General features: G+C 70.4%; 26 protein-coding genes and 1 tRNA gene. 13 read left to right on the forward strand and 14 right to left on the reverse strand.

Annotated features, from left to right (window positions below):
* The first annotated feature begins 188 nt into the window (after nt 1-188).
* Together ACFYP4_RS07585 and ACFYP4_RS07590 are read left to right on the forward strand one after the other, a co-directional pair.
* Nucleotides 189-638, forward strand: a complete 450-nt coding sequence (locus ACFYP4_RS07585; protein WP_388783624.1) for a hypothetical protein — start codon at nt 189-191, stop codon at nt 636-638.
* A 10-nt stretch (nt 639-648) separates the two neighbouring features.
* A complete protein-coding gene (locus ACFYP4_RS07590; protein WP_358851355.1) occupies nt 649-1,167 on the forward strand; it encodes a levansucrase in 519 nt (172 codons plus the stop codon).
* Nucleotides 1,168-1,235: 68 nt separating this feature from the next.
* Here ACFYP4_RS07590 and ACFYP4_RS07595 read toward each other — a convergent pair whose 3' ends face one another.
* The 4 genes from ACFYP4_RS07595 to ACFYP4_RS07610 all read right to left on the reverse strand — a co-directional run bounded on the left by ACFYP4_RS07595 (nt 1,236) and on the right by ACFYP4_RS07610 (nt 5,278).
* Nucleotides 1,236-1,595: a VOC family protein gene (locus ACFYP4_RS07595; RefSeq protein ID WP_358851356.1), complete on the reverse strand. Its 360-nt coding sequence runs from the start codon at nt 1,593-1,595 to the stop codon at nt 1,236-1,238.
* A 13-nt stretch (nt 1,596-1,608) separates the two neighbouring features.
* Nucleotides 1,609-2,079, reverse strand: coding sequence for a hypothetical protein (locus ACFYP4_RS07600; RefSeq protein WP_358851357.1), 471 nt, complete (start codon nt 2,077-2,079; stop codon nt 1,609-1,611).
* 246 nt (nt 2,080-2,325) lie between these two features.
* On the reverse strand, nt 2,326-3,828 hold the full coding sequence (locus ACFYP4_RS07605) for an MFS transporter (protein WP_358851358.1): 1,503 nt from the start codon (nt 3,826-3,828) through the stop codon (nt 2,326-2,328).
* A gap of 88 nt (nt 3,829-3,916) precedes the next feature.
* The gene (locus ACFYP4_RS07610) at nt 3,917-5,278 is read right to left on the reverse strand and encodes a DUF445 domain-containing protein (RefSeq protein WP_388783863.1); all 1,362 of its coding nucleotides are present in this window, start codon (nt 5,276-5,278) and stop codon (nt 3,917-3,919) included.
* Between the two features lie 202 nt (nt 5,279-5,480).
* Here ACFYP4_RS07610 and ACFYP4_RS07615 point away from each other — a divergent pair, with 202 nt between their 5' ends.
* On the forward strand, nt 5,481-6,839 hold the full coding sequence (locus ACFYP4_RS07615; RefSeq protein ID WP_388783629.1) for an SGNH/GDSL hydrolase family protein: 1,359 nt from the start codon (nt 5,481-5,483) through the stop codon (nt 6,837-6,839).
* Nucleotides 6,840-6,887: 48 nt separating this feature from the next.
* Here ACFYP4_RS07615 and ACFYP4_RS07620 read toward each other — a convergent pair whose 3' ends face one another.
* From ACFYP4_RS07620 to ACFYP4_RS07635, 4 genes are read right to left on the reverse strand one after another with little or no spacing between them, the layout of a single operon-like run.
* The gene (locus ACFYP4_RS07620; protein ID WP_388783632.1) at nt 6,888-7,757 is read right to left on the reverse strand and encodes a DUF1707 domain-containing protein; all 870 of its coding nucleotides are present in this window, start codon (nt 7,755-7,757) and stop codon (nt 6,888-6,890) included.
* Between the two features lie 10 nt (nt 7,758-7,767).
* Entirely contained in the window at nt 7,768-8,946 is a 1,179-nt protein-coding gene (locus tag ACFYP4_RS07625; RefSeq protein ID WP_388783635.1) for an ATP-binding cassette domain-containing protein, read from the reverse strand.
* 5 nt (nt 8,947-8,951) lie between these two features.
* The gene (locus tag ACFYP4_RS07630) at nt 8,952-9,797 is read right to left on the reverse strand and encodes an ABC transporter permease (protein WP_358851363.1); all 846 of its coding nucleotides are present in this window, start codon (nt 9,795-9,797) and stop codon (nt 8,952-8,954) included.
* Nucleotides 9,790-10,590 carry an ABC-2 family transporter protein gene (locus ACFYP4_RS07635; RefSeq protein WP_358851364.1) on the reverse strand — a complete coding sequence of 267 codons (801 nt, stop codon included), beginning with the start codon at nt 10,588-10,590 and terminating at the stop codon, nt 9,790-9,792. The genes ACFYP4_RS07630 and ACFYP4_RS07635 overlap by 8 nt, the downstream gene beginning before the upstream one ends.
* Before the next feature lie 200 nt (nt 10,591-10,790).
* Here ACFYP4_RS07635 and ACFYP4_RS07640 point away from each other — a divergent pair, with 200 nt between their 5' ends.
* Nucleotides 10,791-13,172 (forward strand): transglycosylase domain-containing protein, encoded by a 2,382-nt coding sequence (locus tag ACFYP4_RS07640; RefSeq protein ID WP_388783638.1) that lies wholly within the window; start codon nt 10,791-10,793, stop codon nt 13,170-13,172.
* Between the two features lie 112 nt (nt 13,173-13,284).
* On the opposite strand, the gene ACFYP4_RS07645 is transcribed toward ACFYP4_RS07640, so the two are convergent.
* Entirely contained in the window at nt 13,285-13,629 is a 345-nt protein-coding gene (locus tag ACFYP4_RS07645) for a co-chaperone GroES (RefSeq protein ID WP_358851366.1), read from the reverse strand.
* A 43-nt stretch (nt 13,630-13,672) separates the two neighbouring features.
* The gene (locus ACFYP4_RS07650; RefSeq protein WP_388783641.1) at nt 13,673-14,011 is read right to left on the reverse strand and encodes a DUF3618 domain-containing protein; all 339 of its coding nucleotides are present in this window, start codon (nt 14,009-14,011) and stop codon (nt 13,673-13,675) included.
* A 226-nt stretch (nt 14,012-14,237) separates the two neighbouring features.
* Here ACFYP4_RS07650 and bcp point away from each other — a divergent pair, with 226 nt between their 5' ends.
* The 4 genes from bcp (at nt 14,238) to ACFYP4_RS07670 (ending at nt 17,599) form a co-directional block, all read left to right on the forward strand.
* Nucleotides 14,238-14,705 (forward strand): thioredoxin-dependent thiol peroxidase, encoded by a 468-nt coding sequence (bcp, locus tag ACFYP4_RS07655; RefSeq protein WP_388783644.1) that lies wholly within the window; start codon nt 14,238-14,240, stop codon nt 14,703-14,705.
* A 107-nt stretch (nt 14,706-14,812) separates the two neighbouring features.
* Entirely contained in the window at nt 14,813-16,321 is a 1,509-nt protein-coding gene (gene proP, locus ACFYP4_RS07660) for a glycine betaine/L-proline transporter ProP (protein WP_358851369.1), read from the forward strand.
* Between the two features lie 85 nt (nt 16,322-16,406).
* Nucleotides 16,407-17,483: an HNH endonuclease signature motif containing protein gene (locus ACFYP4_RS07665; protein WP_388783647.1), complete on the forward strand. Its 1,077-nt coding sequence runs from the start codon at nt 16,407-16,409 to the stop codon at nt 17,481-17,483.
* Between the two features lie 32 nt (nt 17,484-17,515).
* Nucleotides 17,516-17,599 (forward strand) — tRNA-Leu (locus ACFYP4_RS07670).
* A gap of 58 nt (nt 17,600-17,657) precedes the next feature.
* On the opposite strand, the gene rdgB is transcribed toward ACFYP4_RS07670, so the two are convergent.
* From rdgB to ACFYP4_RS07690, 4 genes are all read right to left on the reverse strand, one after another.
* Entirely contained in the window at nt 17,658-18,260 is a 603-nt protein-coding gene (gene rdgB, locus ACFYP4_RS07675; protein WP_358851371.1) for an RdgB/HAM1 family non-canonical purine NTP pyrophosphatase, read from the reverse strand.
* A 61-nt stretch (nt 18,261-18,321) separates the two neighbouring features.
* Nucleotides 18,322-18,708, reverse strand: a complete 387-nt coding sequence (locus ACFYP4_RS07680) for a hypothetical protein (RefSeq protein WP_358851372.1) — start codon at nt 18,706-18,708, stop codon at nt 18,322-18,324.
* A gap of 82 nt (nt 18,709-18,790) precedes the next feature.
* A complete protein-coding gene (gene rph, locus ACFYP4_RS07685; RefSeq protein WP_358851373.1) occupies nt 18,791-19,525 on the reverse strand; it encodes a ribonuclease PH in 735 nt (244 codons plus the stop codon).
* Nucleotides 19,526-19,648: 123 nt separating this feature from the next.
* Entirely contained in the window at nt 19,649-19,936 is a 288-nt protein-coding gene (locus ACFYP4_RS07690; RefSeq protein WP_358851417.1) for a PTS glucose/sucrose transporter subunit IIB, read from the reverse strand.
* Nucleotides 19,937-20,057: 121 nt separating this feature from the next.
* On the opposite strand from ACFYP4_RS07690, the gene ACFYP4_RS07695 reads away from it, so the two are divergent.
* The 5 genes from ACFYP4_RS07695 to ACFYP4_RS07715 all read left to right on the forward strand — a co-directional run bounded on the left by ACFYP4_RS07695 (nt 20,058) and on the right by ACFYP4_RS07715 (nt 26,853).
* Nucleotides 20,058-21,347, forward strand: coding sequence for a PTS transporter subunit EIIC (locus tag ACFYP4_RS07695; protein ID WP_358851374.1), 1,290 nt, complete (start codon nt 20,058-20,060; stop codon nt 21,345-21,347).
* A gap of 233 nt (nt 21,348-21,580) precedes the next feature.
* Nucleotides 21,581-22,846 (forward strand): PTS transporter subunit EIIC, encoded by a 1,266-nt coding sequence (locus tag ACFYP4_RS07700; RefSeq protein ID WP_356237616.1) that lies wholly within the window; start codon nt 21,581-21,583, stop codon nt 22,844-22,846.
* A 288-nt stretch (nt 22,847-23,134) separates the two neighbouring features.
* The gene (locus ACFYP4_RS07705; RefSeq protein WP_388783653.1) at nt 23,135-23,326 is read left to right on the forward strand and encodes a hypothetical protein; all 192 of its coding nucleotides are present in this window, start codon (nt 23,135-23,137) and stop codon (nt 23,324-23,326) included.
* 63 nt (nt 23,327-23,389) lie between these two features.
* Nucleotides 23,390-25,555, forward strand: a complete 2,166-nt coding sequence (locus ACFYP4_RS07710) for a peptidase domain-containing ABC transporter (RefSeq protein WP_388783656.1) — start codon at nt 23,390-23,392, stop codon at nt 25,553-25,555.
* Nucleotides 25,552-26,853 (forward strand): glycosyltransferase, encoded by a 1,302-nt coding sequence (locus ACFYP4_RS07715; protein WP_388783659.1) that lies wholly within the window; start codon nt 25,552-25,554, stop codon nt 26,851-26,853. The genes ACFYP4_RS07710 and ACFYP4_RS07715 overlap by 4 nt, the downstream gene beginning before the upstream one ends.
* Nucleotides 26,854-26,916 lie beyond the last annotated feature (63 nt).

Here is a 26,916-nt window from a genome sequence, read left to right on the forward strand (position 1 = left end):
CGTCGCCAGGCGGGCGGTACACAGCGATACGCAGTGGTTGACCGGCCCGCGGCCGACGCGCACCACGCGCCACACGCCCGGCGCCCCGGGCGACAGCACGAAGCGGCTATTCCTCCTGGCGAGAATCCGTTATCACCTGGCAATATCGCCACTTTCCCAAGATCCGCCCTCGCCCCTACCGTCACCCCGTGACCAAGTTCCTCCTCGCCGTCCACGTCATCGCCGCCATCGTCACCGTCGGGCCCGTCACCGTCGCCGCGAGTCTGTTTCCGCCCGCCGCGCGGAAGGTGCTCGGCGAGCCGGGCGACGCGCAGGCCCTCGCGATCACGCGGCTGCTGCACCGCATCTGCCGGGTGTACGCCACCGTCGGCGTCGTCGTGCCCGTGTTCGGGTTCGCCACGGCGAGCAACATGGGCGTGCTCGGGGACGCCTGGCTGATCGCCTCGATCGTCTTGACGGCGCTCGCGGCCGTGGTGCTGGCCGCGTTGGTCCTGCCCCGGCAGAGCGCGCTCCTGGAGGGTCCGGGTGACCGGGCCGCGACCGTCCGGCTCGCCATGTTCACCGGGATCTTCAACCTCCTGTGGGCCACGGTCACCGTTCTGATGATCGTGCGACCGGGGTCCACCACGGGCGCATAGGATCCCGCTCATGTACGCACAGCAGGGACAGCCGGGTCAGCCGGCGTCACAGGCCTACCTGGCCTCGGTGGAACAGCGCCTGATCGCCGACGGATGCGCCACGCGCTGGGAGGACTGGGCCGGCGTGCCCGTCCTCGTGGGGCGCCGGGCGGACTTCAAGATGCGCTGGATGGCGACGCGGCTGCATCTGTTCACCGTGGCCGCGGCCGTTCCGGAGATAACCGTCGAGGCCGTCTCGGGGTTCACCGAGCAGGTGATGAAGTACGCCAAGGCCAACAAGGGCGGCCTGCCGGTCGGTCTGCAGAACGGGATCGGCGCGTTCCCCGTGCTGGTCAGCGACCGGGTCGACCCGGCAGCCGTGCAGTGGGCGGAGCAGCAGCAGCGCCTCAAGTTCGCCGTCATGACGCGGCCCGTCGTGGTCGACAGCGCCCGCCAGTACGTGGGCACCTACCGCGGCAAGCCCGCGCTCGGCCGGGTCTACGCCTCGTACTTCATCGAGAAGGGCTCGGCGTACTTCTACGGACAGTGAGCCGGCGCCCCGCGGCGCGCCCCCCGGGGGGACCTGCCGGGCTCACCGTCCGTCCGAGCGGGGCGGGTTCAGGCCCGGTGCCCCAGCACGTTCACGACCCGCCCGTTCGGGTCCCGTACGAAGAAACGCCGTACGCCCCAGTCCTCGTCGCGCAGTTCCCGCACGATCTCCGCGCCCGAGGCGACCACCCGCGCGTGGACCGCGTCGACGTCCTCGACCTCGATGCTCATGTCGGGGACGACCGGCCCGGTGCGGTCCTCGGTGCAGAGGCTGATCTGGGCGGTGGGGTGGGACGGGGAGGCGAGGGTCGCGATCCAGCCCTGGTTCATCACCTCGTCGAGACCCAGCAGGCCGTAGAAGTCCCGGCCGGCGTCCATCGCCTCCTCGGACTCGACACGGATGTTCGGAACGATCCTGCGGACAGTCACGGGCGGCGGCTCCTCACACGTCACAGGTACGGGCGAACACGGGTTCCTCGTCCTGCGAGTCTGCCCTGAACTGCCGGGCCACCGCAGCCGCGACGAGCACTCCGGTGGCGATCAGGAGCGTGTGGAAGGCCCAGGCGAGAGGCCACACGTTCGCCAGCCCGTCGGGCGGTCCGGGGTGCGTGCGCAGGGAGACGTACAGGAGCGCCGCCGGTGGCACCGCAACCAGCAGCAGCGGCCAGGCGAGGGCGTCGCGGTGGCCGAAGTAGGCCGCGAGGACGAGCAGGGCGGCGGCGAGGAACAGGACGCCGACGCCGGTCACCGGGCTGGTCTCGTGGAAGGCCCCCGCGCTCTCGACGCGGTTGCGCGGATCCCAGGGGAGGCAGAGGAGGTACGCCGCCGCGGAGAGGGCGGCGCCGAGCGCGCGCGTCAGCCAGCGTTCCGGCCAGGGGCGCGTTCGCAGGGGGCTCAACAGCTTCTCGGTCATGCGTACGAGGTTCCGCCATGGGGCCGGGGGCCGACAGAGTACGCGTACTCAGGCTTCCCTGCTCAGACTTCGGCGCGGTCCCCGGGTCCCGGCGCGCCGCCGGGACCCGGGTCCGCCGGACGGGCGGCGACACCGTCCGGCTCCGCCCCACCCCCACCGCCGGGTCCTCCGGGAGTCACCGCGTCCCGCCGACCGCCCCGGGCACCCCGTCAGCGGCGTGCCATCACCGGTGTCAGCCGGCCGGCGTCACGTCGCCGGTGCCGAGGACGTGGCGGAGGACTTCTCCGTGGCCGACAGCGGCGTGGCGATGTCCTCGAGGGACCGGCGTTCCGCGTTCACCGCGAGGAACACGGCGACCAGTCCGGCCGCGCACATCAGGCCCGCGCCGATCTGGAAGGCGAGCACGGTGTCGCCGACCACGCCGGATGCCGTGAGGTCCGCGAAGACGAGCGGGCCGCTGATGCCGCCCGCTGCCGTGCCGAGGGCGTAGAAGAAGGCGATGGCCATGGCCCGGGTCTCCATCGGGAAGACCTCGGAGACCGTCAGGTAGGCGCTGGAGGCGCCCGCCGAGGCGAAGAACAGCACCGCGCACCAGCACGCCGTCATCGTGACCGCGCTCAGCGAGCCCCGGTCGAAGAGCCAGGCCGTGCCGAACAGCAGCACACCCGAGATCAGATACGTGGAGGAGATCATGATGCGCCGGCCGACGGTGTCGAAGAGTTTGCCGAGCAGCAGCGGGCCGAGGAAGTTGCCGGCCGCGATGACGGCGAAGTAGTAGCCGGTGCTGCCGGTGGGCACGTCGAAGAACTTGGTGAGGATGGCGCCGAAGCCGAAGGTGATCGCGTTGTAGAGGAACGCCTGGCCGATGAAGAGCGAGAGGCCGAGCACGGCCCGCTTGGGGTAGCGCCCGAAGACGGTTTTGGCGATGAGGCCGAAACCGATGCTCTTGCGCTGCTCGATGGTGATCTCACGGTCGGGCTCCGGGAGCGGCCGCCCCTTCTCCTCCTCGATCTCGCGCTCCACGGAGGTGACCAGCGCGTCGGCGTTCTCGCCCTGGCCGTGGATGAACTGCCAGCGCGGGCTCTCCGGGACATGCCGCCTGACCAGCAGAATCACCAGGCCGAGGACGACGCCGAGGGCGAAGGTCAGCCGCCAGCCGACGTTCTTGGGGAAGATGTCGGTGTCCAGCATGACGATGGACAGCAGGGCGCCGCCGATCGCGCCGAGCCAGTAGCTGCCGTTGATGATCAGGTCGACCCGGCCGCGGTACTTGGACGGGATCAGCTCGTCGATAGCGGAGTTGATGGCCGCGTACTCGCCGCCGATACCGAAACCGGTGAGGAACCGGAAGACGAAGAACCACCACGGGGAGAAGGACAGCGCGGTCAGCGCGGTCGCGGCGAGGTACACCACCAGCGTGATCATGAAGAGCTTCTTGCGGCCGTACCGGTCGGTCAGCCAGCCGAAGAACAACGCGCCCGCGCAGGCGCCCGCCACGTAGAGAGCCGCCGCGATGCCGGTGACCTGCGCCGAGGAGATCGCCAGTCCGCTGCCGTCCTCGGAGAGGCGGCCCGCGATGTTGCCGACCGTGGTGACCTCGAGGCCGTCCAGGATCCACACGGTGCCGAGGCCGATCACGATCATCCAGTGCCAGCGGGACCACGGCAGGCGGTCCAGGCGGGCCGGTACCGCCGTCGTGACGGTTCCCGTGGAGCCGGGCACTGAGTCCGGCGTCGCTGAAGCTGTCATGGCTCCCTCTCCGATGAGTGACCCTCGGGTGACCCATGTCAGGGTGCCCGGATCCGCGCTGGTCACGCCATGCGGGCCGAGCGCCCGCTCACGCTCCCAGGGCCCGCGAGACGACGTAGATGAGGAGACCGGCCAGCGAGCCGACCACCGTGCCGTTGATCCGGATGAACTGCAGGTCGCGGCCGATGTGGGCCTCGATCTTCCTGGTGGTGTGCTGGGCGTCCCAGCCGGCCACCGTGTCCGTGATCAGGGAGGTGATCTCCGCGCGGTAGGTCGTCACGACGTACACCGCCCCTCCCTCGACCCAGCCGTCGACCTTCTCCTGGAGCCTGGGCTCGGTGGCCATCCGGGCGCCCAGCGAGAGGAGCGACGCCCGCACCCGCAGCCGCAGTTCGCTGCGCTCGTCCTCGGCGGCGGACACGATCATCGCCCGTACGGCCGTCCAGGCGGAGGCGATCAGGTCCTGGACCTCGCCCCGGCCGAGCACCTCGCCCTTGAGGCGCTCCACGCGCGCCCGGGTGTCGGTGTCGGACTGGAGGTCGGAGGCGAAGTCGCCGAGGAAGCGGTCGAGGGCGCCGCGCGCCGGGTGCGAGGGCGCGTCCCGCATCTCGGTGACGAAGCGGAGCAGTTCCCGGTAGACCCGCTCGCCCACCTTCTTGTCGACGAACCGCGGGGTCCAGCCGGGGGCGCCGCCCTGCACGGCGTCCATCACGGAGTCGCCGTGCAGCACCAGCCAGTCGTGGGCGCGCACGCAGACCAGGTCCACGGCCCGCCGGTGACCGCCGTCGGCGACGACCCGCTCCAGCAGCTTCCCGATGCCGGGCGCGATCTCCTGGGCCTCGGCCCGCCGGGTGATGGCCTCCCCCACGACCGCCTGGACGTCGGAGTCACGCAGCACCGTCAGCGCTCCGCGCAGCGCGGTGGCCAGCTCGGCGGTGACCCGGTCGGCGTGCTCGGGCTGGGCGAGCCAGGTGCCGAGGCGGCCGCCGATGCCGACGGCGCTCAGCCGCAGGCGTACGACCTCCTCGGAGAGGAAGTTCTCCCCGACGAACTCGCCCAGGGAGACGCCGAGCTGGTCCTTCTTGTTCGGGATGATCGCCGTGTGCGGGATCGGCAGGCCGAGCGGGTGACGGAAGAGGGCGGTGACCGCGAACCAGTCGGCGAGCGCGCCGACCATGCCGGCCTCGGCCGCCGCGGCCACGTACTCGGCCCAGTCGCCCGCGCCCCGGTGGGACGCCCACTTGGCGAGGACGTACACGACGGCGACCAGGAGCAGCAGACCGGTCGCCGTGATCTTCATCCGGCGCACCCCGCGGCGCTTCTCCTCGTCGGCGGGGCTGAAGGTGCTCATCGCCCGGCCGGCCGGGCCGGGGGCCGCCCGGTTCACCGGGCCACCCGGTCGGGCATGCTGTCCCTCGGCATCTGTTTCTCCCGCTTTCGTGCGTTCCATCCGCTCCACCCGCTCGGTGACCTCGTACACATTGTCCCTTCCTGACCGACTCATGGAACGGATCAGGAGTTCCCGGCGTCTGTCCGGACGGAGGTTCGGCCGGGGACCCGAGGGGTCTTTCGGTGTTCTTCTTCCCCATGACGCATCATTGGGGTCATCACATCGGAGCCTCGGGCTCCACGTCCGAGGAGACACGCACCGCATGACCAAGCGTCACGCCGGGGGTGCGGGGGTGTCCCCCGCACGGCACGGCGCCCTGCTCGCCGCGATCATCGCCGTGATCGTGCTGTTCTCCACCGCCATATACGTCGGTGTCTCGACCGACGACGGCGGTGAGCCCGCGAGTCCGGCCAAGGGGAACACCCCGCGCAACTCGGCCGCCCCCGCGTCCACCGGCACCTGGGTCGGCTCCTGGTCGGCCTCCCCCGCGGGCGCCGAGCCGGGCACCGAGACGAACGGCATGGCGGGCCGCTCCGTACGCAACGTCGTGCACGCCGGTGTCGGCGGCAAGAGTGCCCGTATCACCCTGTCCAACCTGTACGGCCAGCAGCCGCTCACGATCACGCACGCCACGCTCGCCGTCGCGGCGGCGCCGGGCGCCGCCGCGGCCGCCGCCGACTCGATGCGCCGGCTCACCTTCGCCGGCGGCGGAACGGTCGTCATCCCGCCCGGGCGGCAGGCGCTGAGCGACGCCGTGCGGATCACCGTCCCGCGGGGCGGCGACGTCCTGGTGACCACCTACTCGCCGACCCCGTCGGGCCCGGTCACCTACCACTCCCAGGCACGGCAGATCTCGTACACCGCCGAGGGCGACCGCGCCGAGGACGTCACCGGCACGGCGTACACCTCGCAGACCCCGTACTGGCGCTATCTGACCGCTCTGGACGTGCTGAGCAACGAGGCGGACGGCACCGTCGTGGTCATCGGTGACTCGCTGACCGACGGCGTCACCTCCACCGTGGGGGCCAACAGGCGCTGGACGGACGTCCTTTCGGACCGGCTGCGCGAGGCGGCCGGTTCCGGCGACGTGCCCCGCTACAGCGTCGTCAACCAGGGCATCAGCGGCAACCAGGTGCTGGCCTCGGGCCTCGGCCGCCCCGCCGAAAACCCGAGCGGGCTCTCCCGCTTCCAGCGGGACGTCCTCGGCCGGACCAACGTCAGGGCCGTCGTCGTCGACCTCGGCGTCAACGACATCCTGCGCAACCCGAACCGGGCCGACCCCGACCGCATCGTCTTTGGGCTGCGCAAGCTGGTCCGGCAGGCGCACGCCCGCGGGCTGCGGGTCGTCGGCGCCACGCTGATGCCCTTCCAGGGCCACCGCGGCTACAGCGACAACCGCGAGGCCGTGCGTCAGGCTGTCAACGCCCACATCCGGGCGGGCCGGGTGTACGACGACGTCGTCGACTTCGACAAGGCGCTGCGCGACCCGTACAACCCGCGCCGGCTGCGGTCCGACTACGACTCGGGCGACCACCTCCACCCCAGCGACAAGGGCTACCGGAAGATGGGGCACTCCTTCGACCTCGGCTCCCTCAAGGGGTCGGCGCCCGCGCGGCTCTGACGAGGCGTCCGGCCGCCGGGGTCCGTCCGGCCCCCGGCGGCCGGACGGTCAGTGGCCTCCGTGCCGGCGCCTCGTGCGGTCCTCGCGCCGCTCGGCCCGGCGGTCGCCGTGCGAGCGGTGGCCCCGACGCGAGCGGCGGTCGCGGTGCGAGCCGTGGTCGCCGTCCCGGTCGGTGAAGTCGTCGAAGTCGTCGAAGTCGTCGGGACCGCCGGTGTCCTCCGCCTCGCCGGAGCCCCCCAGCTCCTTGCGGGCATCCCTGCGCTCCAGCTTCTGCCGGCGGCGCTCCTCCTTCAGCCGCAGCCGCTCGGCCCTCGTCGCCTTGCGCTGGACGCCCACCCCGCCCCAGAAGGCGAAGCCCGTGACGACCACGCGCGGGGCCCCGGGATCGCCCGGGACGCCGTCCTCGCGGTGGTCGAAGCCGCCCATGACGCCGATGCCGCGGACGACGACCTCGACGCCCGGCGGTACGACGACGTTCACGCCGCCCATCACCGCGAAGCAGTTGAGGACGACCTCGCGGCCGGCGAAGTCCGCCTCGCGCAGGTCGATCTCCCCGCCGCCCATCAACGCGACGGACGTGAAACGCCGCGGCACGGTCCAGCGCCCCCTGCGCTCGAACCCCGAGAGGACGGCGACACCCCAGGCGGACGAGCCCTCGCCCCCGACAATCCGCCCACCCCAACCGCCGTTGACGTGGGGCGACTTGGTCAGGGAGTGCGGTGCGAGGGCCGCCGCACCGGGCAGGTCGCGGGTGATCGGCGCCAGCTCCCCGTACGTGCGGGCCCGGTACGTGGCGTCCAGCCGCTCCTCGAACTCCGCCATGTCGAGGCGGCCTTCCGCGAGAGCGTCCCGCAACCGCTCGGTGACCTGTTCACGATCGGCGTCGGAGGCCCGGAGTTCAGGGAGTTCGTCCGTCATACCGAGCAGCCTACGAGGTAGTCCTGTCCGCGTACATCTGCGCGATGACCGCCTCGATGTCCGGCTCGCGGACCGACAGGTCCACCAGCGGATACTCCGCCGCGATCCGCGCCACCAAAGGGGCGGCCGACTGCGCGGCCGGAAAGGCCAGCCACTGCCGCGGCCCCTCCACCTTCACCACCCGCGCCGACTCCACCTGGATCGGCGGCAGTTCACGCTCCAGGTCCACCACCAGGGTCCGCTCGCCCTCCCCCACCTCGTGCAGGCCGGCCAGCGGACCGTCGTACATCAGCCGCCCGTGGTCGATGACCATCACGCGGCGGCACAACTGCTCGATGTCGGTGAGGTCGTGCGTGGTCAGCAGCACCGTCGTGCCGCGCTCCGTGTTCAGATCGCGCAGGAACGCACGGACCTTCGCCTTGGAGACCACGTCGAGCCCGATCGTCGGCTCGTCGAGGTAGAGCACCTCGGGGTCGTGCAGCAGCGCCGCCGCGATGTCACCGCGCATCCGCTGCCCCAGTGACAGCTGGCGCACCGGCACGTCCAACAGGGGTGCCAGCTCCAGGAGTTCGACACAGCGGTCGAGGTTCTCCCGGTAACGGGCGTCCGGGATGCGGTACATGCGGTGCATCAGCCGGTACGAGTCGATCAGCGGGAGGTCCCACCACAGCGTCGTGCGCTGCCCGAAGACCACGCCGATCCGCTGGGCGAGCCGGGTCCGCTCACGGGACGGGTCGATGCCCGCGACCCGCAGCCGGCCGCCGCTGGGCGTCAGGATCCCGGTCAGCATCTTGATGGTGGTCGACTTGCCCGCGCCGTTCGGACCGATGTAACCGACCATCTCGCCCCGCGACACGGTGAACGACAGGGAGTCGACCGCCCGCACCTGCCGCCGCTCGCCGCGCCAGAACCCGGTCCTGCGGCGCACGTCGAAGACCTTCTCGACGCCGTCGAGTTCGATGAAACGGTGATCCGCCGCAGCGGGCGCACCGGCCGCGGGAGCCGTTCCCCCGGCACGCTCCGGCCGCCGCCCCGCCCCGGCGACCGGCTCTCCGTCCACTCCACGCCCGGCGGCCGGCTCTCCGTCCACTCCACGCCCGGCGGCCGGCTCTCCGTCCACTGCACGCCCGGCGTCCGCTTCGGTGTCCGCCGCGCGCCCGGTGGCCGCGGCGATGTCCTGACGGTCCATGTCCGCTAACTCCCTGTACTCCGGTAGGAACGAAGACCCACCCGCCAGGCCAGGCCCGCGAGCGCGCAGCAGCCCGCGGCCACCAGCGGGGGCGCGAAAGCCGTCCACACCGGCAGGTCGAGCGGATAGGGCCGGCCCAGCACGTACAGCGCGGGCAGCCAGTTGACGAAGGCCAGCGGCAGCACGAAGGTCACCCCGCGCACCAGATCCTCGGCGAAGACCGTGGGCGGGTACCGCAGCAGCGTGTTGCCGCCGTACGTGAAGGAGTTCTGCACCTCGGAGGCGTCCTGCGCCACGAACTGGAAGGCCGCGCCCGCCACGAACACCGCCGCGAAGATCGCACCCCCGCTCAGCAGCGTCACCGGGATCATCAGCACCTTGACCGGGGACCAGGCGATGTCGAGGGCGGCGACCGCGTAGCCGAGGACCAGCAGCCCCTGCGTGATCCGGCCCAGGCGGCGCAGCGCGAAGCGGTCCGCGGCGACCTGCGCCAGCACCGGCGCCGGACGCACCAGGAGCGTGTCGAGCGTGCCGTCACGCACCCGCCGGCCCAGCCGGTCCATCGAACCCATCGCGAGGTCCGCCAGCCCGAACGCGGTCCCCGACAGGCCGTACAGGAAGGCGACCTCGGGCAGCGAGTAGCCGCCCAGCCGGTCGACCTGCGAGAACATCAGCAGGATCGCCGTGAAGTCGAGCGCCGTCGCCACGAAGTTGCCGGCCGCCGTCATCACGAAGGACGCGCGGTAGGCCATCGTGGAACGGATCCACATGGCGGCGATCATGCGGTAGGCGCGCAGGGCGTCCCGCAGCCGCCCGGACGCCCCGTCCACGAGCGGACCGCCGTCAGCCACCCTGGACCACCACCCGCCGGGTCGCCACGCCCTGCAACAGCCGGCCCGCCGCGAGCAGCCCCACCGCCCAGGCCGCCTGGAACACGTACGTGGCCGCCGGATCCCTGCGGCCGAGCAGGACGTCCACGGGCGCCTGGATCAGCGACGCCCACGGCAGCACACGCACCACCTCGCCGAGCACACCCGGGAAGACGTTCAGCGGCAGCAGCATCCCCGAGCAGAAGATCCCCGCCAGGAAGGCCAGCTGCGCCACGCCCGCACCGTCCAGCAGCCAGAACGCCGACAGCGCCACCAGGAAGCGGATCGCGAAACTGACGACCACCCCGAGCGCCACCGCCACCAGGAACGCCAGCCACACCAGCGGGTCGGCGGGCAGCGCCAGGTCGAACACCAGCGCGCCGAACACCATCGGGACCACCCCCCGCCCCAGCAGATGGAACAGCGCCCGTCCCGCGTCCGCGGCCAGCCACCACGCCTGAAGATCGACGGGCCGGTACAGGTCGATCGCGATGTCGCCGGTACGGATGCGCTCGATCAGCTCGTCCTCGAAACCGCCCCCCATCACGGCGACCACCATGAGCATCGCCTGCCCCAGCCACACGTAGGTCAGCGCCTGCGCCTGGCCGTACCCCCCGAGGTGCGGCCTCTCGTGCCACAGCGCCAGATAGGTGTACGCCAGGATCAGCCCGAACACGGTGTTGGTGAAGACACCGGCCGCCGTGGCCGTCCGATAGGTGGCGTACCGCCGGAACCCGCTCACGGCGACGGCCGCGTACAACCGCGCTGTCCCCACGAAACCGGCCTCCCTCCGCTCCGGACCGAAGCGCACGAGCCTAGTCCCCGGGTGACCTGGCGTGCGACGCATTTTTCCGCCGCGACACGTCCCGGGATCGGGGAACGGAACGCCCGGTGCGAGAGTCTTCAAGAGGGGGCGCACCAGACGTACGAGGTCGTACGCATCCGTACGACGCGAAACAGGAGTCCGGCACCGAGATGAGCGACGAGCCGCAGCCGCAGGACAGCAGCAAGGGCCGGCCGCCCGAAGAGCCCGGGCAGGCCCCGCCGACGCCCGCCGGGAAGCGCCGCCGCACCGGCTGGCGCCGGCTCTTCCCGACCTGGCGGATGGTGCTCGGCACGTTCGTCGGCCTGATCCTGCTCCTCGTCGGACTCTTCGCACTCGGCTACTACCTGGTCAAGATCCCGCCCGCGAACGCCGCCGCGGTCAAGCAGAGCAACGTGTACCTGTACGCGGACGGCAGCCAGCTCGCCCGCGACGGCGAGGTCAACCGGGAGAACGTCACCCTCGCCGAGATCGCCGCGAACACCCAGCACGCGGTGCTCGCCGCCGAGGACCGGGACTTCTACACCGAGTCGGCCGTCGACCCCAAGGCCATGGTCCGCGCGGGCTGGAACACCGTCACCGGCAAGGGCAGGCAGTCCGGCTCGACGATCACCCAGCAGTACGTCAAGAACTACTACCTGGGCCAGGAACAGACCGTCTCGCGGAAGGTGAAGGAGTTCTTCATCTCCATCAAGCTGGACCGCGAGAAGAGCAAGGACGACATCCTCGAGGGCTACCTCAACACCAGCTACTTCGGCCGCAACGCGTACGGCATCCAGGCCGCCGCCCAGGCCTACTACGGCGTCGACGCCGACCGCCTGACGGCGGGCCAGGGCGCCTACCTCGCCACGCTGCTCAACGCGCCCAGCGAGTACGACGTGATCGCCCACCCCGAGAACAAGTCCGCCGCCCTGGCCCGGTGGAACTACGTCCTGGACGGCATGGTCAAGAAGGACTGGCTCAGCCCGTCGGCCCGCGCCGCCGTCGACTTCCCCACGCCGAAGGAGGCCAAGGGCTCCGCCGGGATGTCCGGACAGCGCGGCTACCTCGTCCAGGCCGTCCGCGACTACCTCACCGGCAACAGGATCATCGACGAGGACACCCTCGCCACCGGCGGCTACCGCATCACCACGACCCTGCAGAAGAAGAAGCAGAACGCCCTCGTCAAGGCCGTCGACGACCAGGTCATGGACCAGCTCGACAAGAAGAACCGCAAGGTCGACACCTACGTCCGCGCGGGCGGCGTCTCCATCGACCCCGCCGACGGCAAGGTCGTCGCCATGTACGGCGGCATCGACTACACCAAGCAGTACGTCAACAACGCCACCCGCCGCGACTACCAGGTCGGCTCCACCTTCAAGCCGTTCGTGTTCACCTCGGCCGTCCAGAACGCCGCGACCACCCAGGACGGCCGCCCGATCACCCCCAACACCGTCTACGACGGCACCGACAAACGCCCCGTGCAGGGCTGGAGCGGCGGCACCTACGCCCCCGAGAACGAGGACAACGTCTCCTACGGGCCGATCACCGTACGCGGCGCCACCGACAAGTCGGTCAACGCGGTGTACGCGCAGATGGCCGTCGACGTCGGCGCGGACAAGGTCAAGGACACCGCCGTCGCCCTCGGCATCCCGGCGGCCACCCCCGACCTGACCGCCACCCCCTCCATCGCGCTCGGCCCGGCCACCGCCAGCGTCCTCGACATGGCGCAGGCCTACGCGACCCTCGCCAACCACGGCAGGCACGGCACGTACACCCTCGTCGAGGACATCAGCAAGGACGGCGCCGCGAACGTCCTCCTGCCCGGCCGGGACATGAAGCAGGCCGTCGACCGGGAGGCCGCCGACACCACGACGTCCGTCCTGCGGAGCGTCGTCGAGGGCGGCACCGGCACCGCCGCGCAGGCCGCGGGCCGCCCCGCCGCCGGCAAGACCGGCACCGCCGAGGAGGACCAGGCCGCCTGGTTCGCCGGCTACACCCCCGACCTCGCCACCGTCGTCGCGGTGATGGGCCAGGACCCCGACACCGGCGCGCACAAACCGCTGTACGGCGCGCTCGGCCAGGCCCGCATCAACGGCGGCGGCTACCCCGCGCAGATCTGGGCCCAGTACACGAGGAACGCCCTCATCGGCACCCCGGCGAAGGACTTCGACCTGGAGGTGGAGGCGGGCGCGCAGGAGCCGCAGCTCCCCTCCACCGGGCCCACCGGCCAGACCCCCGGCACCGGCGGCCAGGACACCGGCGGCACCACCGGCGCCTCCCCCACCACCGGCGGCACGGACACCGGGGGCACGACCGGCACCCCCGGCACCGGGGGCACGACCGGCAGCACCCCCACCACGGGAGGCACCGCGACCGACGGCGGCACCACGGACGGCGGCACCACGGACGGCGGCGGGACCGACATCGGCGGCACCGACACCGGAGGCACCACCGACGGCGGCACGACCGACACCGGCGGCTCGACCGACGGCGGCGACGTGGCCGGCACGGCGGCCGGGGTGTTCAACCGGCCCGGGGGCAGACGCCCGTAACCCCCCACCGGCAGACCCGGTACGGCGCGTCTCGCCGGGATACCCCCGACCGGGCGAAGGGCACGGCGAAGGGGCCGGTGACCACGGTCACCGGCCCCTTCGCGACACCCGTCTACAGATACAGCCCCGTGGAGTCCACGGACCCCTCGAAGCGGTCCGCGGCCACCGCGTGCAGATCCCGCTCACGCATCAGCACGTAGGCGGTGCCCCGCACCTCCACCTCGGCACGGTCCTCGGGATCGTAGAGAACCCGGTCACCCGGCTCCACGGTCCGCACGTTCTGCCCGACCGCCACGACCTCCGCCCAGGCGAGGCGCCGGCCGACGGCCGCGGTCGCGGGAATCAGGATGCCGCCGCCCGAACGCCGTTCGCCCTCGGCGGCGTCCTGCCGCACGAGCACACGGTCGTGCAGCATCCGGATGGGCAGCTTGTCGTCGTGATGGGTCTTCTCGCTCACGCGACGAACCTACCCGCCCCGGCCACTCCCGTACGCAAGCGGGTCAACGCCTGCGACGCCGCGGGCCCAGCGTGAGCAGACCCACCAGCCCGACGGCGAGCAGCGCCACCGGCACGATGCGCTCCAGCCTCGGCGCGCCCTCCTCGGTGACGAACTGCGCCCGCACATCGCCGACGACCCGGTTCACGCCGACATAGGCGCGGCCGAGCGTGTGGTCGATGTGGGAGACGGCCTTGGCCTTGGCGTCCCCGGCGATGGTCTTGGGATGGACTCGCACACCGATCTCGTCCAGCGTCTCAACGAGGACTTCCCGGCGGCGTTTGATGTCCGCCTCGATCTGCGCCGGAGTCCTGGTATCCGACGTTCTCGACGTATCCGACACCGCGCTGCCTCCGTGGTCGTTGCGACGTAACTCTGTTCTCCGGACTGTCTCCGGTCGACAGTCTGTCAGCTCGCGGGCGATAGCACCCCACGGCACCCCCTGTCGGACGCACCGAAGCCCACTCGGGCCTGTCCGACACTTCCCGTCCGCCCTCCGGGCGACGACGGGAATTGTCACAGGCCCTAGGCTCGTTCCCCGAAACCCGCCCCTGTCACGTGAGGTACCGATGAGCGAGCGACTCCAGCCCGGCGACACCGCCCCCGCCTTCACCCTGCCGGACGCCGACGGCCACGACGTGTCCCTTGCCGACCACAAGGGCCGCAAGGTCATCGTCTACTTCTACCCCGCCGCCCTCACCCCCGGCTGCACCAAGCAGGCCTGCGACTTCACGGACAACCTCCAGGTGCTGGCGGGCGCCGGCTACGACGTCATCGGGGTCTCCCCGGACAAGCCGGAGAAGCTCGCCAAGTTCCGCGAGCAGGAAGCCCTGAAGGTGACGCTGGTCGGGGACCCGGACAAGTCGGTCCTGGAGGCGTACGGCGCCTTCGGCGAGAAGAAGCTGTACGGCAAGACGGTCGTCGGCGTCATCCGCTCCACGGTGATCGTGGACGAGGAGGGCAAGGTCGAACGGGCCCTGTACAACGTGAAGGCGACCGGCCACGTGGCGAAGATCATCAAGGACCTCGGCATCTGACGGGCATGTGACGAAGGTCCCTCCCGCCGGGGACCTTCGTTTGCGGTCGCCACCATCGAGCAGGTGATCCGCTGGACCACGAGATCCAGCGACGAGAGGATCCCTCCATGGCGGCCACCGGGCCCGGACCCGACGGGGTCACCGCCGACCCCGAGGCAGTGAAGCGCCACCGGACGCTCTTCCGGGCGGCCACCAGGCGCAGGAACCCGCCCCTGCGGCGCACCGACATCACGGTCACCGACGACCGGGCGGTCAGGCGGGCCGTGAACGCGGCCTCGCTCGGCAACGCCATGGAGTGGTTCGACTTCGGCATCTACAGCTACCTGGCCGTCACCATCGGCCACGTCTTCTTCCCGTCCGGGAACGGCACCGTCCAGCTGCTCTCCTCCTTCGCGACCTTCGCCGTCTCGTTCCTGGTGCGGCCCGTCGGCGGCATGGTGTTCGGCCCGATGGGCGACCGGATCGGCCGCAAGAAGGTCCTCGCCCTCACGATGATCCTGATGGCCGTCGGCACCTTCGCCATCGGACTGATCCCCTCGTACGCCACGATCGGCTTCTGGTCCCCGGTCCTGCTGATCCTCTTCCGCCTCGTCCAGGGCTTCTCGACGGGCGGCGAGTACGGCGGCGCGTCGACCTTCATCGCCGAGTACGCCCCCGACCGGCGCCGCGGCTTCTACGGCAGCTTCCTGGAGTCCGGCACGCTCGCCGGATACGTCGGCGCGGCCGGCCTGGTGACGCTGCTGACCAGCCTGCTCGGCAGCGACGGCATGGAGTCCTGGGGCTGGCGCGTGCCCTTCCTGGTCGCCGGGCCCATCGGCCTGGTCGGGCTGTACCTGCGGCTGCGGCTGGACGAGACGCCCGCCTTCCAGAAGCTGGCGGACGAGTCCTCGCCCCAGGCCTCCGGCGCCGCCTCCCCCGCCGGGACCACCGCCAAGGGCGACCTCGCGGCAATCTTCCGCGACCAGTGGCCGACGCTGATCCTCTGCGTCGCCCTGGTCGGCGCGTACAACATCACCGACTACATGCTGCTGTCGTACATGCCGACGTACCTGTCCGACGAGATGGGCTACAGCGAGACCCACGGCCTGCTGGTCCTCATCGTCACCATGCTGGTCCTGATGCTGGTCATCAACCGGGTCGGCACGCTCTCCGACCGCTACGGCCGCAAGCCGCTCCTGATGGCCGGCATGCTCGGCTTCCTGTTCCTGTCCGTCCCGGCCTTCCTGCTGGTCAAGCAGGGCAGCCTGGCCGGCGTCTCGGCGGGCATGCTGCTGCTCGGCCTCTCCCTGGTCTGCATGCTCGGCACGATGTCCGCGGCCCTTCCCGCGCTCTTCCCCACCCAGGTCCGCTACGGCTCCCTCTCCGTCGGCTACAACCTCTCCGCGTCCCTCTTCGGCGGCACGACCCCGCTGGTCATCACGGCGCTCATCAGCATCACCGGCAGCGACATGATGCCCGCGTACTACGCGATGGCCGCGGCGCTCGTCGGCGTCGTGGCCGTCGCCTGCATGAAGGAAACGGCCCGCAAGCCCCTGGCCGGCTCCCCACCCGCCGTGGGCACCCCGGAGGAAGCGGCAGAACTGGTGGGGGCCCGAACCCCGTCCCCGAGGTTCTGACCCCCCCCACGGCTCCGTGACTGTCCAACAGTCGGTTCGTTACTCCGTACGAGCCACGAACGGGTGGCGGAACGGAGGGGGAACGATGGGGGCGCGGAGCGCACCGAAAGCGACATCGAGCAAGCACTACGGTCACGTCGGAAAGGGACCGGACCGGTATGACAAGGACCGACTCGCGCCGGTCGTGGCCGAGGCCCGCAACTGGACCGACTTGATGCGGCGGCTCGGTCTCAGCACGAGTGGGGGCCAACGACGCGTGCTCCAGGACAAAGTGGAGGCACTCGGACTCGACACGGGCCACTTTTCCCGGCGCACACCTTGGCGCAAGTACACGGACGCCGTCATCGGCGAAGCTGTCGCCTCGTCGGGCTCGCTGCGCGAGGTGGCGCTGAAGCTGGGGGCCACCCCTGCCACGGGCACCCTCTCCCACATCCGACGCCGCATCAGCGCAGCAGGCATCGATACCAACCATTTCGTCGGGACGAGGCGGCCCGAGCCGGGCTTGCGGTTCACCCGGGAAGAGCTGCATGAAGCCGCGGCTGCGGCATCGAGCGTGCGTGCTGTGGCCCGCGCGCTGGGTCTTCCGGATGACGGCCGTTCGCGCGCCGCCCTGAGTCGCCTTCTGCGCACGCAGGACATCGACGTCAGGCACTTCTCACATCGCCGGGCGCGGATCCCGGAGGAGAAGTTGCGCGAGCTCATCCGCTGCTCCGCCAGCTACGCCGATGTGATGCGAGGTCTCGGCATGGCGGTCAACGACACCAATCACCGCCGTGTCCGCCGCGCGGCGTCCCGTCTCGGCCTCGACACCAGCCACTTCACACGCCGTACATGGGGACGGCCGGAACGGCCGGCACCCGCGTCGATCGCCCACCGGACACTGGTCGTGCTGCCAGACCACGCGGGGCGGAGCAACAGGAGCCGCCTGCACCGGGCCCTGATCGAAATCGGAGTGCCCTACCAATGCGTGAGGTGCGGCAACACCGGCGAGTGGCTCGGGCAGCCGATCACCTTGCAGATCGACCATGTCAACGGAGACTGGCGGGACAACCGCCGGGAAAACCTCCGCTACTTGTGCCCCAACTGCCACGCGTTGACGGAGACGTGGTGCCGAAGGACGGACAACCGGACGCCGCCGACCACCACATCCTCGGTACACTGAACGCCGCCGGTCGGGCTCGACAGCCGGCTCTCGCGGCCGTGATGGAACTGGCAGTCATGCTGGGTTTAGGTCCCAGTGGGTTCACACCCGTGTGGGTTCGAGTCCCACCGGCCGCACAAGCGGGAAACCGTGGCGCCCGCCCAGAGAGGTCGGCGCCACGGCTTCTGCGCGCCCTCAGCCCACCAGTTCCCGTACCGCCGGGATCAGGGCGCGGAACGCCTGGCCCCGGTGGCTGATCGCGTTCTTCTCCTCGGGGGAGAGTTCCGCGCAGGTGCGGGTCTCGCCGGCCGGCTGGAGGATCGGGTCGTAGCCGAAGCCGTTCGTGCCGGAGGGGGCGGCGCGGAGGGTGCCGAGGAGGCGCCCCTCGACGACGCGCTCCGTGCCGTCGGGGAGGGCGAGGGCCGCCGCGCACGCGAAGTGGGCGCCGCGGTGCGGGTCGGCGATGTCGCCGAGCTGGGCGAGCAGCAGTTCCAGGTTGGCCGCGTCGTCGCCGTGGCGGCCGGCCCAGCGGGCGGAGAAGATGCCGGGGGCGCCGCCGAGGACGTCGACGCAGAGGCCGGAGTCGTCGGCGACGGCGGGCAGGCCGGTGGCCCGGGCGAGGGCGTGCGCCTTGAGCAGGGCGTTCTCGGCGAAGGTGACGCCGGTTTCCTTGACGTCGGGGATGTGGGGGTAGGCGTCCGCGCCGACGAGGTCGTGTGGGAGTCCTGCGTCGGCGAGGATCGCCTTCAGTTCGGTGATCTTTCCGGCGTTGCGGGTGGCGAGGATCAGGCGGGTCATGCGCACCAGTATCCAGGGGTGCGGCGGGGTCCCGGCCGGACTGCCTTCGTGGCGCCGGGTGTTACGGGGTGCAGACCTTGGTGAGTTCGCCGGCCGCGTCCGTGACGGGGCTGATGTCGGGGGTGTCGTCGCCGTTCTTGATGGCGGTGCGGACGTTGTCGACGGCGGTGCCGAGGTCGTCGACGGCCTTGCTGACGTCGGCGTTGTCGGTGGTGTCGTCGATCTTGTCGAGGTTCCGCTCGATGGAGCGGAGGGATTCGTCGGTCTGTGCCGGGTCGTTGGCGGCGTTCTCGACGGCCTGCTGGAGGTCGGTGACGCTGTCGGCTATGGCGTCCGCGGTCTGGACGCAGTCCAGGGCCTTGTTGACGGCGTCGCAGCCGACGGCCGCCGGCAGGACGACGAGTGCGGCGGCGACGGCGAGTGCCGCGGTGCGGTGGCGCGAGGCCATGGAAGGGTCCCTCCCCGTGGGCATGGTGTGGTCGCGGGCGCGCGGCTGGGCCGTGCGCCCGTACCTCTAAGAACGCGTACGGCTAGTGTGCGGTTGCCTCGAGGGCGGCGCGCTGGGCGGCGGCGAGTGTGTCGCAGCCCGATACGGCGAGGTCGAGGAGGGCGTTGAGTTCCTTGCGGTCGAAGGGTTCGGCCTCCGCGGTGCCCTGGACTTCGACGAAGCGGCCGTCGCCGGTGCAGACGACGTTCATGTCGGTGTCGGCCTTCACGTCTTCCTCGTAGCAGAGGTCGAGGAGGGGTACGCCGCCGACGATGCCGACGGAGACGGCGGAGACGGTGCCGGTGAGGGGCTGTCGTCCGGCCTTGACGAGTTTCCTGCCCTGGGCCCAGGTGACGGCGTCGGCGAGGGCGACGTAGGCGCCGGTGATGGCGGCGGTGCGGGTGCCGCCGTCGGCCTGGAGGACGTCGCAGTCGAGGACGATGGTGTTCTCGCCGAGGGCCTTGTAGTCGATGACGGCGCGCAGGGAGCGGCCGATGAGGCGGCTGATCTCGTGGGTGCGGCCGCCGATCCTGCCGCGGACGGATTCGCGGTCGCCGCGGGTGTTGGTGGAGCGGGGCAGCATGGAGTATTCGGCGGTGACCCAGCCTTCGCCGCTGCCCTTGCGCCAGCGCGGTACGCCTTCGGTGACGGAGGCGGTGCAGAAGACCTTGGTGTCGCCGAAGGAGACGAGGACGGAGCCTTCGGCGTGCTTGCTCCAGCCGCGCTCGATGGTGATGGGGCGGAGCTGGTCGGGGGTGCGGCCGTCGATTCGAGACATGGCGACGAGCCTAGCCGTACATGGGTGAGGGGCCGCTCCGGGTGGGGAGGCGGCCCCTGGGGGTGAGCCCGGTGGGCCCGGCGGGACGTGGTGACTCCGGCGGGGTCCGGTGGGTTCAGGTGTTCACATCATGTCTTCGATGTCGGCGGCGATGGGGTCGGCGTCGGTGCCGATGACGACCTGGATGGCGGTGCCCATCTTGACGACGCCGTGGGCGCCTGCGGCCTTGAGGGCGGCTTCGTCGACCTTGCCGGGGTCGATGACCTCGGTGCGGAGGCGGGTGATGCAGCCTTCGACCTCTTCGATGTTCTCGATGCCGCCGAGCCCGGCAACGATCTTCTCAGCCTTGGTGGCCATGTCCTTCTCCCTGATCCGAACCGCTTTTGTCGCAGTAACCCACAGTTGGCCCATCTTCGCGAGCGGTCGTGCGGTGTGTGCCGAATGATGACGATCACGACAGCCGACCGTTCGCAACTGGTCTACACCACTTTTCAACGGCCGCCAAACCCGGTCCTGTTCCCGGAGGACGTCCATGAGCGCCGACAGTGCGGCCCAGCCCGCGCGCACCCGCCGGAACGACCTGTTCCAGGGCTTGCAGAAGATGGGCCGGAGCCTGCAGCTTCCCATCGCGGTGCTGCCGGCCGCGGGCATCCTGAACCGGCTGGGGCAGCCGGACGTGTTCGGGGACGAGGGGCTCGGCTGGACCGACGTCTCCAAGGTCATGGCGGGTGCGGGCAGCGCGCTGCTCGACGGTTCGCTCGGGCTGCCGCTGCTGTTCTGCATCGGTGTGGCCATCGGCATGGCGAAGAAGGCAGACGGGTCGACGGCGCTGGCGGCGGTGGTCGGGTTCCTCGTCTACTACAACGTGCTGCGGCAGTTCCCGGAGGACTGTGCCGAGCAGGCGAAGGTCATCCAGAACATCGGCTGCATGGGCGCGGACCAGTCCGTGACGGCGTTCACGTACCAGAATCCGGGGGTCTTCGGCGGCATCGTCATGGGGCTGATGACCGCGTATCTCTGGCAGCGTTTCCACCGTACGAAGCTGGTCGACTGGCTGGGGTTCTTCAACGGCCGCCGGCTCGTGCCGATCATCATGTCGTTCGTGGCCATCGCGTTCGCCGCGCTGTGTCTGTGGGTGTGGCCGCCGATCGGTGACGGGCTGGAGAACTTCAGCGACTGGCTGGTGGGGCTCGGGGCGTGGGGTGCGGGTGTCTTCGGTGTGGCCAACCGGGCGCTGCTGATGATCGGGCTGCACCAGTTCCTGAACGTGCCCATCTGGTTCCAGTTCGGCAGTTTCACCAAGCCGGACGGGACGGTGGTGCACGGTGACATCAACATGTTCCTGGCGGGTGACCCGAACGCGGGGCAGTTCACGTCGGGGTTCTTCCCGATCATGATGTTCGCGCTGCCTGCGGCGTGCCTGGCCATGACGCACTGCGCCAAGCCGCACCGCCGCAAGGAGATCGGCGGTCTGATGCTCTCGGTGGCGCTGACGTCGTTCGTCACCGGCATCACGGAACCGATCGAGTACTCGTTCATGTTCATCGCGCCGCTGCTGTACGTGATCCACGCACTGCTCACCGGTGTCTCCATGGCGGTGACCTGGGGGCTCGGCGTGCACGACGGTTTCAGCTTCTCGGCCGGCCTGATCGACTACGTCATCAACTGGAACCTGGCGACGAGACCGTGGGCGATGATTCCGATCGGGCTGTGCTTCGCCGCCGTGTACTACGCGATCTTCCGTTTCGCGATCACCAAATTCGACCTCAAGACTCCGGGGCGTGAGCCCGAGGACGAGGTGGAGGACACGACGCGGGCGTAGCCGCCCCGGGACATACGCCCCCTCGCCGCCCGAAGGGCCCCTGGACCTGCCTGGTCCGGGGGCCCTTCGCGGCGTATGGAACCGGTTGTTCCGCTATGGCCGAGGCCACAAATTCCGCGGGTTCCTTATCCAGCCTTCACCGTGCTACAACAGGTCTACACCACTGAGTGGTGTAGACCACGCCGCTCCCCACCCCCTGTCCCCGGGCGGCGCCTTGCCCACTGGAGGAAGTTGTGTCCACGGCCAGCGCCGCTCCCGCGGCCGAGAAGAAGAAGGGTGCCGGCGCGATGGCTGTCCTGCAGCGCATCGGCCGCAGCCTGATGCTTCCGGTCGCCGTCCTGCCCGCCGCCGCACTGCTGGTGCGCCTAGGCAACACCGACATGCTGGGACGCGAGTCCTTCCCCGCGTTCCTCACGAAGATCGCGAGCTTCATGTCGGCCGGCGGCAACGCCATCCTCGACAACATGGCGCTGCTGTTCGCCGTGGGTATCGCGATCGGCTTCGCGAAGAAGTCGGACGGCTCCACCGCCCTTGCGGCCGTGGTCGGCTACCTCGTCTTCAAGAACGTGCTGGCCACGTTCACTGACAAGAACCTGCCGAAGGTGGCGACGGCCGTCGACGGCAAGGTCGTCATGGTCGACGCGCCCGTGGACGCCAAGGTCCTCGGCGGCGTGGTCATGGGCATAGTCGTGGCACTGCTGTACCAGAAGTTCTACCGGACCAAGCTGCCCGACTGGGCAGGCTTCTTCGGCGGCCGCCGCCTCGTCCCGATCCTCTCCGCCTTCGCGGGCCTCGTCATCGGTGTCGTCTTCGGCTACATCTGGCCGGTGCTCGGTACGGGGCTGCACAACTTCGGTGAGTGGCTCGTGGGTTCGGGCGCCGTGGGCGCGGGCATCTTCGGTGTCGCCAACCGCGCGCTCATCCCGATCGGCATGCACCACCTGCTGAACTCCTTCCCGTGGTTCCAGGCGGGTTCGTACGAGGGCAAGAGCGGCGACATCTCGCGCTTCCTCGCCGGTGACCCGACCGCCGGACAGTTCATGACCGGCTTCTTCCCGATCATGATGTTCGCGCTGCCCGCCGCCTGCCTCGCGATCGTGCACTGCGCCCGCCCCGAGCGCCGCAAGGTCGTCGGCGGCATGATGTTCTCGCTCGCGCTGACCTCGTTCGTCACGGGTGTCACGGAGCCGATCGAGTTCACCTTCATGTTCATCGCGCCGGTCCTCTACGCGATCCACGCGGTCCTCACCGGGGTCTCGATGGCGCTGACCTGGGCGCTCGGCATGAAGGACGGCTTCGGCTTCTCGGCCGGCGCGGTCGACTTCGGCCTGAACCTCGGCATCGCGACCAACCCGTGGGGCCTGGTCCTGGTCGGCCTGTGCTTCGCCGCCGTCTACTACGTCGTCTTCCGCTTCGCCATCACCAAGTGGAACCTGCCGACGCCGGGCCGTGAGTCCGACGAGGAACTGGCGGAACTGCAGAAGGCGGAGGCCAAGTAGGGCCTCCAGGAAAAGCCGTACCACTCGAATTCCCCGGACCGCAGGGCGGCCCGGGGAATTCGGCATGCCCGAAGGAACACGCTTTTCGCCCGCGGAGGCGGCGCAGTCCCGAAAGCCTCGCGGGGTTCCACATTCCCCGACTTTTCCTGCGTGAAGATGATCACCTGTCCATACGGCTTGATCATTTACATTCCCGCCTCGTACGGTCGGGACCACGGCCGCACCGTGACCAGGTACGGCCCGACACGAAGGCCGGAAACGGTCACGACCGACACAGTGGGGAAATCGATGAGTCTTCAAGCTCTTCGGGACATGCAGTTCACCGTGCTCACCGACGAGGAGGCGGCAGCCGCCTCGGGTGAGGGCAAGCCGAGCCGTGCGCGCTGCGAATGGATCTTCGCGCAGATCGGGAATCCGCTGTCCTGCAGTTACATGGACTACTACAAGCTCTGGAAGTCGCTGGGCTGCGACAAGCTGTAGTGCGCGACCGGCGCCCGCCCCTTTCCGGGGCGGGCGCCCGTGACGGCCGGGGGGAGAACACCAGTGAAGTGGCAGCGGTTCCACACGCATCAGACGGGGGACACCGACTGCGGTCCCGCATGTGTACGCACCGTGCTCCTGCGGCACGGGGTGCGGGTCGACGCGGCGATCCTGCGGGACTCCGTCGGCCTGGGCGAACGCGGCTCGAACCTGCTGAAGCTACGTGACGTCCTCGTCGGCTACGGCGTCGACAGCGAGCTTCTGCGCCTGGACACGGCCCAGTTGGAGCAGGTGGTCCGGCTGGCCGGTCCCACCGTCGTGCTGCTGGACGAGGGGGGCAGCCATCGGCACTTCGTCGTCGTGCACGAGGCCGCGGGCGGCTTCTTCCTGGTCAGCGACCCACTCCTGCACCGGCCGATGCGTATCGCCGCCGACGTCCTGGGAGAAGCGTTCCACGGCGAGGCCCTGGTCACCGACCGGCCCGCCGTGCGGCGGGTGCCGGGCATGCGCGTCCGTCGGCCACCGGGGCAGCGGCTCCTGCGGCGCCTGATGCTCGAACACTGGGGACACCTGGCCCTGGTCCTGACAACGACCGCCGTCGTCGCCGGAGTCGCCCTGCTGAACAGTCTCTTCGTCCAACTGGCGGTGGACCGTGTCATGCGGAACGGTTCGCGGCACGAACTAGCCGTCACCTCTCTGCAGTTCGTCGCCGTCGCGTCGGCGGCCGCGGCGGTCCAGTACGGGCGCGGACGCGCCATCGTCGCCCTGAGCCAGTCGTTGCAGCGGCGGCTGTCGGAGAGTTTCCTGGGGAAACTGCTGCGCCTTCCCCAGCCGTATTTCAAAAGCAGGCGGGCCGGCGACCTGGTGAGTCGGCTCGACGATGTGCAGGAGATTCAGGGACGGGTCACCGCGGCCGCCGTGCGGGCCGCCATCGACATCGGAGTCGTTGTTTCCGTCGGCGTCTATCTGCTCGTGACGAGCCCTCTCCTTTTCCTTGTCCTGTTGCCCCCCTCCGCAGTCAACGTCATCAGCTCGGTCTTTCTTTATCCGCACATCAGAAATTCCGCGGAGGAAGCACTCCAGCGTGACGCGACCCTGAAGTCCGAGACTCTGACCGTCCTCCAGGGGCGCGAGGAACTGATCGGCTACGGAAAGCGGGAATTCGCCTTCGACCGGATGACCCGGGCACTACGGCGAAGGGTCGCAGCGGAGACACGGCTGGGCCGACTGGAGAATCTCAACTCCGTGATCAAGACCGGCAACCAGGGAATCTTCACGATCGTGGTCGCCTGGGCCGGACTGACGCAGATGCTCTCCGGGGCCCTCACCGTCGGTCAGGTCTTCGGCTTCCTCACCATGGCCGGCTACTTCCTCGGGTCGATGGACTCCGTCGCCTCGCTCCAGGTGACGGTGCAGCGCACCTCGGCCGCTCTGGGCAGGTACCGAGACGTGGTCCTGCACCGGGACGACGCGCGGCGGGAGCTGACGGAAGCGGAAGCGGAGTCGCCGCTCGAACCGGCGGACATCCGGGTCACCTCGCTGTGCTTCTCCTACGAGGGATCCGGGCGGGACGCGCTCGCGGACTGCGACCTCGACATCCCCTTCGGCGCCAGCGTGCTGCTGCGCGGCTCGAACGGGTCGGGCAAGAGCACCCTGCTCGCCCTGCTGGCCGGCACGCACTCCGGCTATCGCGGGAGCATCACCCTGGGCGGAGCCGAGATCAGCCGTGTCGGCGAATCCGTGTTGCGACGCCACGTGCTGTACGTGCCGGAGACTCCGGTGCTGCTGGCCGCATCCCTGCGCGAGAACCTCACTCTCGGTGCCGGGCACAGCGAGGCCGCCATCAGGGAGGCCTGCCGTGTCGCGGGGTTCTCGGAGGTCCTGGCCACTCTTCCGGAAGGGCTCGACGAACCGGTACGGGACACCGGCGCGGGCCTGTCGCGCGGGCAGCTGCAGCGGCTCTCCCTGGCCCGCGCCGTACTGCACGCCCCCCAGGTCTATCTCTTCGACGAGTCGTTCAGCGGGATCGACCGCGAGACCTTCGCCCGCGTCTGGGACCGTCTCGGTGCCCTCAAGGCGACCAAGGTCGTGGTGTCGCACGGCCATGTCCAGGACGTTCCCTTCGACCTCCACATCTCCCTGGACCAGTCCCCGAAGCCTCGGTCGGCCCGGCAAGCGACCGCCGGCCATCCGCCGGCCGTACTCGTCAGAAAGTCCTCACCGAAATGAAGTTCGCGGAACTGCTGGACCTCGCCCGCACGCCCGACGGTCTGCCTCCCTCACGGCTGGCCGCCGACCTGACCCTGGTCACCACCGTCTCGGCGGATCTGGCGGGGGCATCGCTCCCCTCACCCGACCCGGCGGAACTGGCGCTGCTCTACGAGAGTCACCGAGCGACGCCGGTCACGGCCGCCGTGCTCACCCGTGACGAGGAGCAGGGCATCGCGGACTGCCTCGCGGCACTCGCCCGGGACGCCGACCGCTGCCTGCTGATCGACTCGGGTTCCACCGACGCCACCGTGGAGCGTGCCCGTGCGGCGCACGGCGACGTGACAGTGGTGTCCGCGCCCTGGGCCGACGACTTCTCCCACCACCGCAATCTCGCGCTGCGGCACGTCACAGACGGCTGGATCGTCTACGTGGACGCGGACGAGGTCCTCCGGCCCGAGCACGCGGGCCGGATCCGGCGCGCGCTGGCGCTGTCCGGCTTCCTGCTGCCCGGCGCCGACTTCGTCGTGTCGCCCGTGATCGAGGACGTCGGCGGGCCGGCCTACACCAACACCCAGCGCGTCCTGCGGGCCGACGCCCCGTTCCGCTTCCGGGGACGGGTCCACGAGCACCCGTACGACGCCGCGGGCAACGCCCCTCGGCGGATCGGGATCGACGCCCGCTTCGACCACACGGGATATCTGCCGGAGGTGGTCGAGGAAAGGGGCAAACGGGAGCTCTACGGCAGGCTGAGCCGGCTGGCCGCCCACGAGGAGCCGGACAATCCGAAGTGGGTCTACTACGAGGTGCGCGACACCGTGGACTACCGGACGGCGTCCAGGGAGGAGCTGACGGCCTGCTTCGACCGCGTCGAAGCGGCGTTCGCGGCAGCCGCGGGCCAGGGACCGGACTACCGGGCGGAGCGCACCGTCGACGCGTGGGTCCTGCTCTGCGAACTGGCAGTGCGCTTCGGCGGGGCGGAGCAGATCGCAACGTACGCCGGTCGGCTCGCGGCCGCCGGAAGGACGGTGGAGGCCACCTACTACCGAACCGTCGTGGAGTCGAGCCGGCTCCTGGGACGTCTGTCCGCACTCGTCGACGGGATAACCGCCGCCGAGCCCGCCGAGGAGCCGGACAACCGTCACCTGATGGCGCGGCTGTTCGAACTCCAGGCGACCCTCGCTCTCGCGAGCGGCCGGTACGAGACGGTCGTACCCGCCCAGCGCAAGGCCGTCGCCCGCGGTGCCGGAGAGAGCGTGACCGAGGACTTCGAGGCACTCGAGCGGGTGCTGGCCGCGGCGCGGGAGGGCACTGGGTAGGGGCGCGATCACGCCGGGGCCCGCGAGATCACTCCGGGCCCCGTCGTGCGTACCGGGGTCCGT

The sequence above is a fragment of the Streptomyces sp. NPDC005551 genome (genome assembly GCF_042871785.1).
Classification (GTDB): Bacteria; Actinomycetota; Actinomycetes; order Streptomycetales; family Streptomycetaceae; genus Streptomyces.

Coding starts and splice junctions, on each gene's coding strand:
- ACFYP4_RS07590 (WP_358851355.1), top strand. CDS start 649: ATGTACGCACAGCAGGGACAGCCGGGTCAGCCGGCGTCACAGGCCTAC.
- ACFYP4_RS07600 (WP_358851357.1), bottom strand. CDS start 2,079: ATGACCGAGAAGCTGTTGAGCCCCCTGCGAACGCGCCCCTGGCCGGAA.
- ACFYP4_RS07605 (WP_358851358.1), bottom strand. CDS start 3,828: ATGACAGCTTCAGCGACGCCGGACTCAGTGCCCGGCTCCACGGGAACC.
- ACFYP4_RS07610 (WP_388783863.1), bottom strand. CDS start 5,278: ATGGAACGCACGAAAGCGGGAGAAACAGATGCCGAGGGACAGCATGCC.
- ACFYP4_RS07615 (WP_388783629.1), top strand. CDS start 5,481: ATGACCAAGCGTCACGCCGGGGGTGCGGGGGTGTCCCCCGCACGGCAC.
- ACFYP4_RS07620 (WP_388783632.1), bottom strand. CDS start 7,757: ATGACGGACGAACTCCCTGAACTCCGGGCCTCCGACGCCGATCGTGAA.
- ACFYP4_RS07625 (WP_388783635.1), bottom strand. CDS start 8,946: ATGGACCGTCAGGACATCGCCGCGGCCACCGGGCGCGCGGCGGACACC.
- ACFYP4_RS07640 (WP_388783638.1), top strand. CDS start 10,791: ATGAGCGACGAGCCGCAGCCGCAGGACAGCAGCAAGGGCCGGCCGCCC.
- bcp (WP_388783644.1), top strand. CDS start 14,238: ATGAGCGAGCGACTCCAGCCCGGCGACACCGCCCCCGCCTTCACCCTG.
- proP (WP_358851369.1), top strand. CDS start 14,813: ATGGCGGCCACCGGGCCCGGACCCGACGGGGTCACCGCCGACCCCGAG.
- ACFYP4_RS07665 (WP_388783647.1), top strand. CDS start 16,407: ATGGGGGCGCGGAGCGCACCGAAAGCGACATCGAGCAAGCACTACGGT.
- rdgB (WP_358851371.1), bottom strand. CDS start 18,260: ATGACCCGCCTGATCCTCGCCACCCGCAACGCCGGAAAGATCACCGAA.
- ACFYP4_RS07680 (WP_358851372.1), bottom strand. CDS start 18,708: ATGGCCTCGCGCCACCGCACCGCGGCACTCGCCGTCGCCGCCGCACTC.
- rph (WP_358851373.1), bottom strand. CDS start 19,525: ATGTCTCGAATCGACGGCCGCACCCCCGACCAGCTCCGCCCCATCACC.
- ACFYP4_RS07690 (WP_358851417.1), bottom strand. CDS start 19,936: ATGGGCCAACTGTGGGTTACTGCGACAAAAGCGGTTCGGATCAGGGAG.
- ACFYP4_RS07695 (WP_358851374.1), top strand. CDS start 20,058: ATGAGCGCCGACAGTGCGGCCCAGCCCGCGCGCACCCGCCGGAACGAC.
- ACFYP4_RS07705 (WP_388783653.1), top strand. CDS start 23,135: ATGAGTCTTCAAGCTCTTCGGGACATGCAGTTCACCGTGCTCACCGAC.
- ACFYP4_RS07715 (WP_388783659.1), top strand. CDS start 25,552: ATGAAGTTCGCGGAACTGCTGGACCTCGCCCGCACGCCCGACGGTCTG.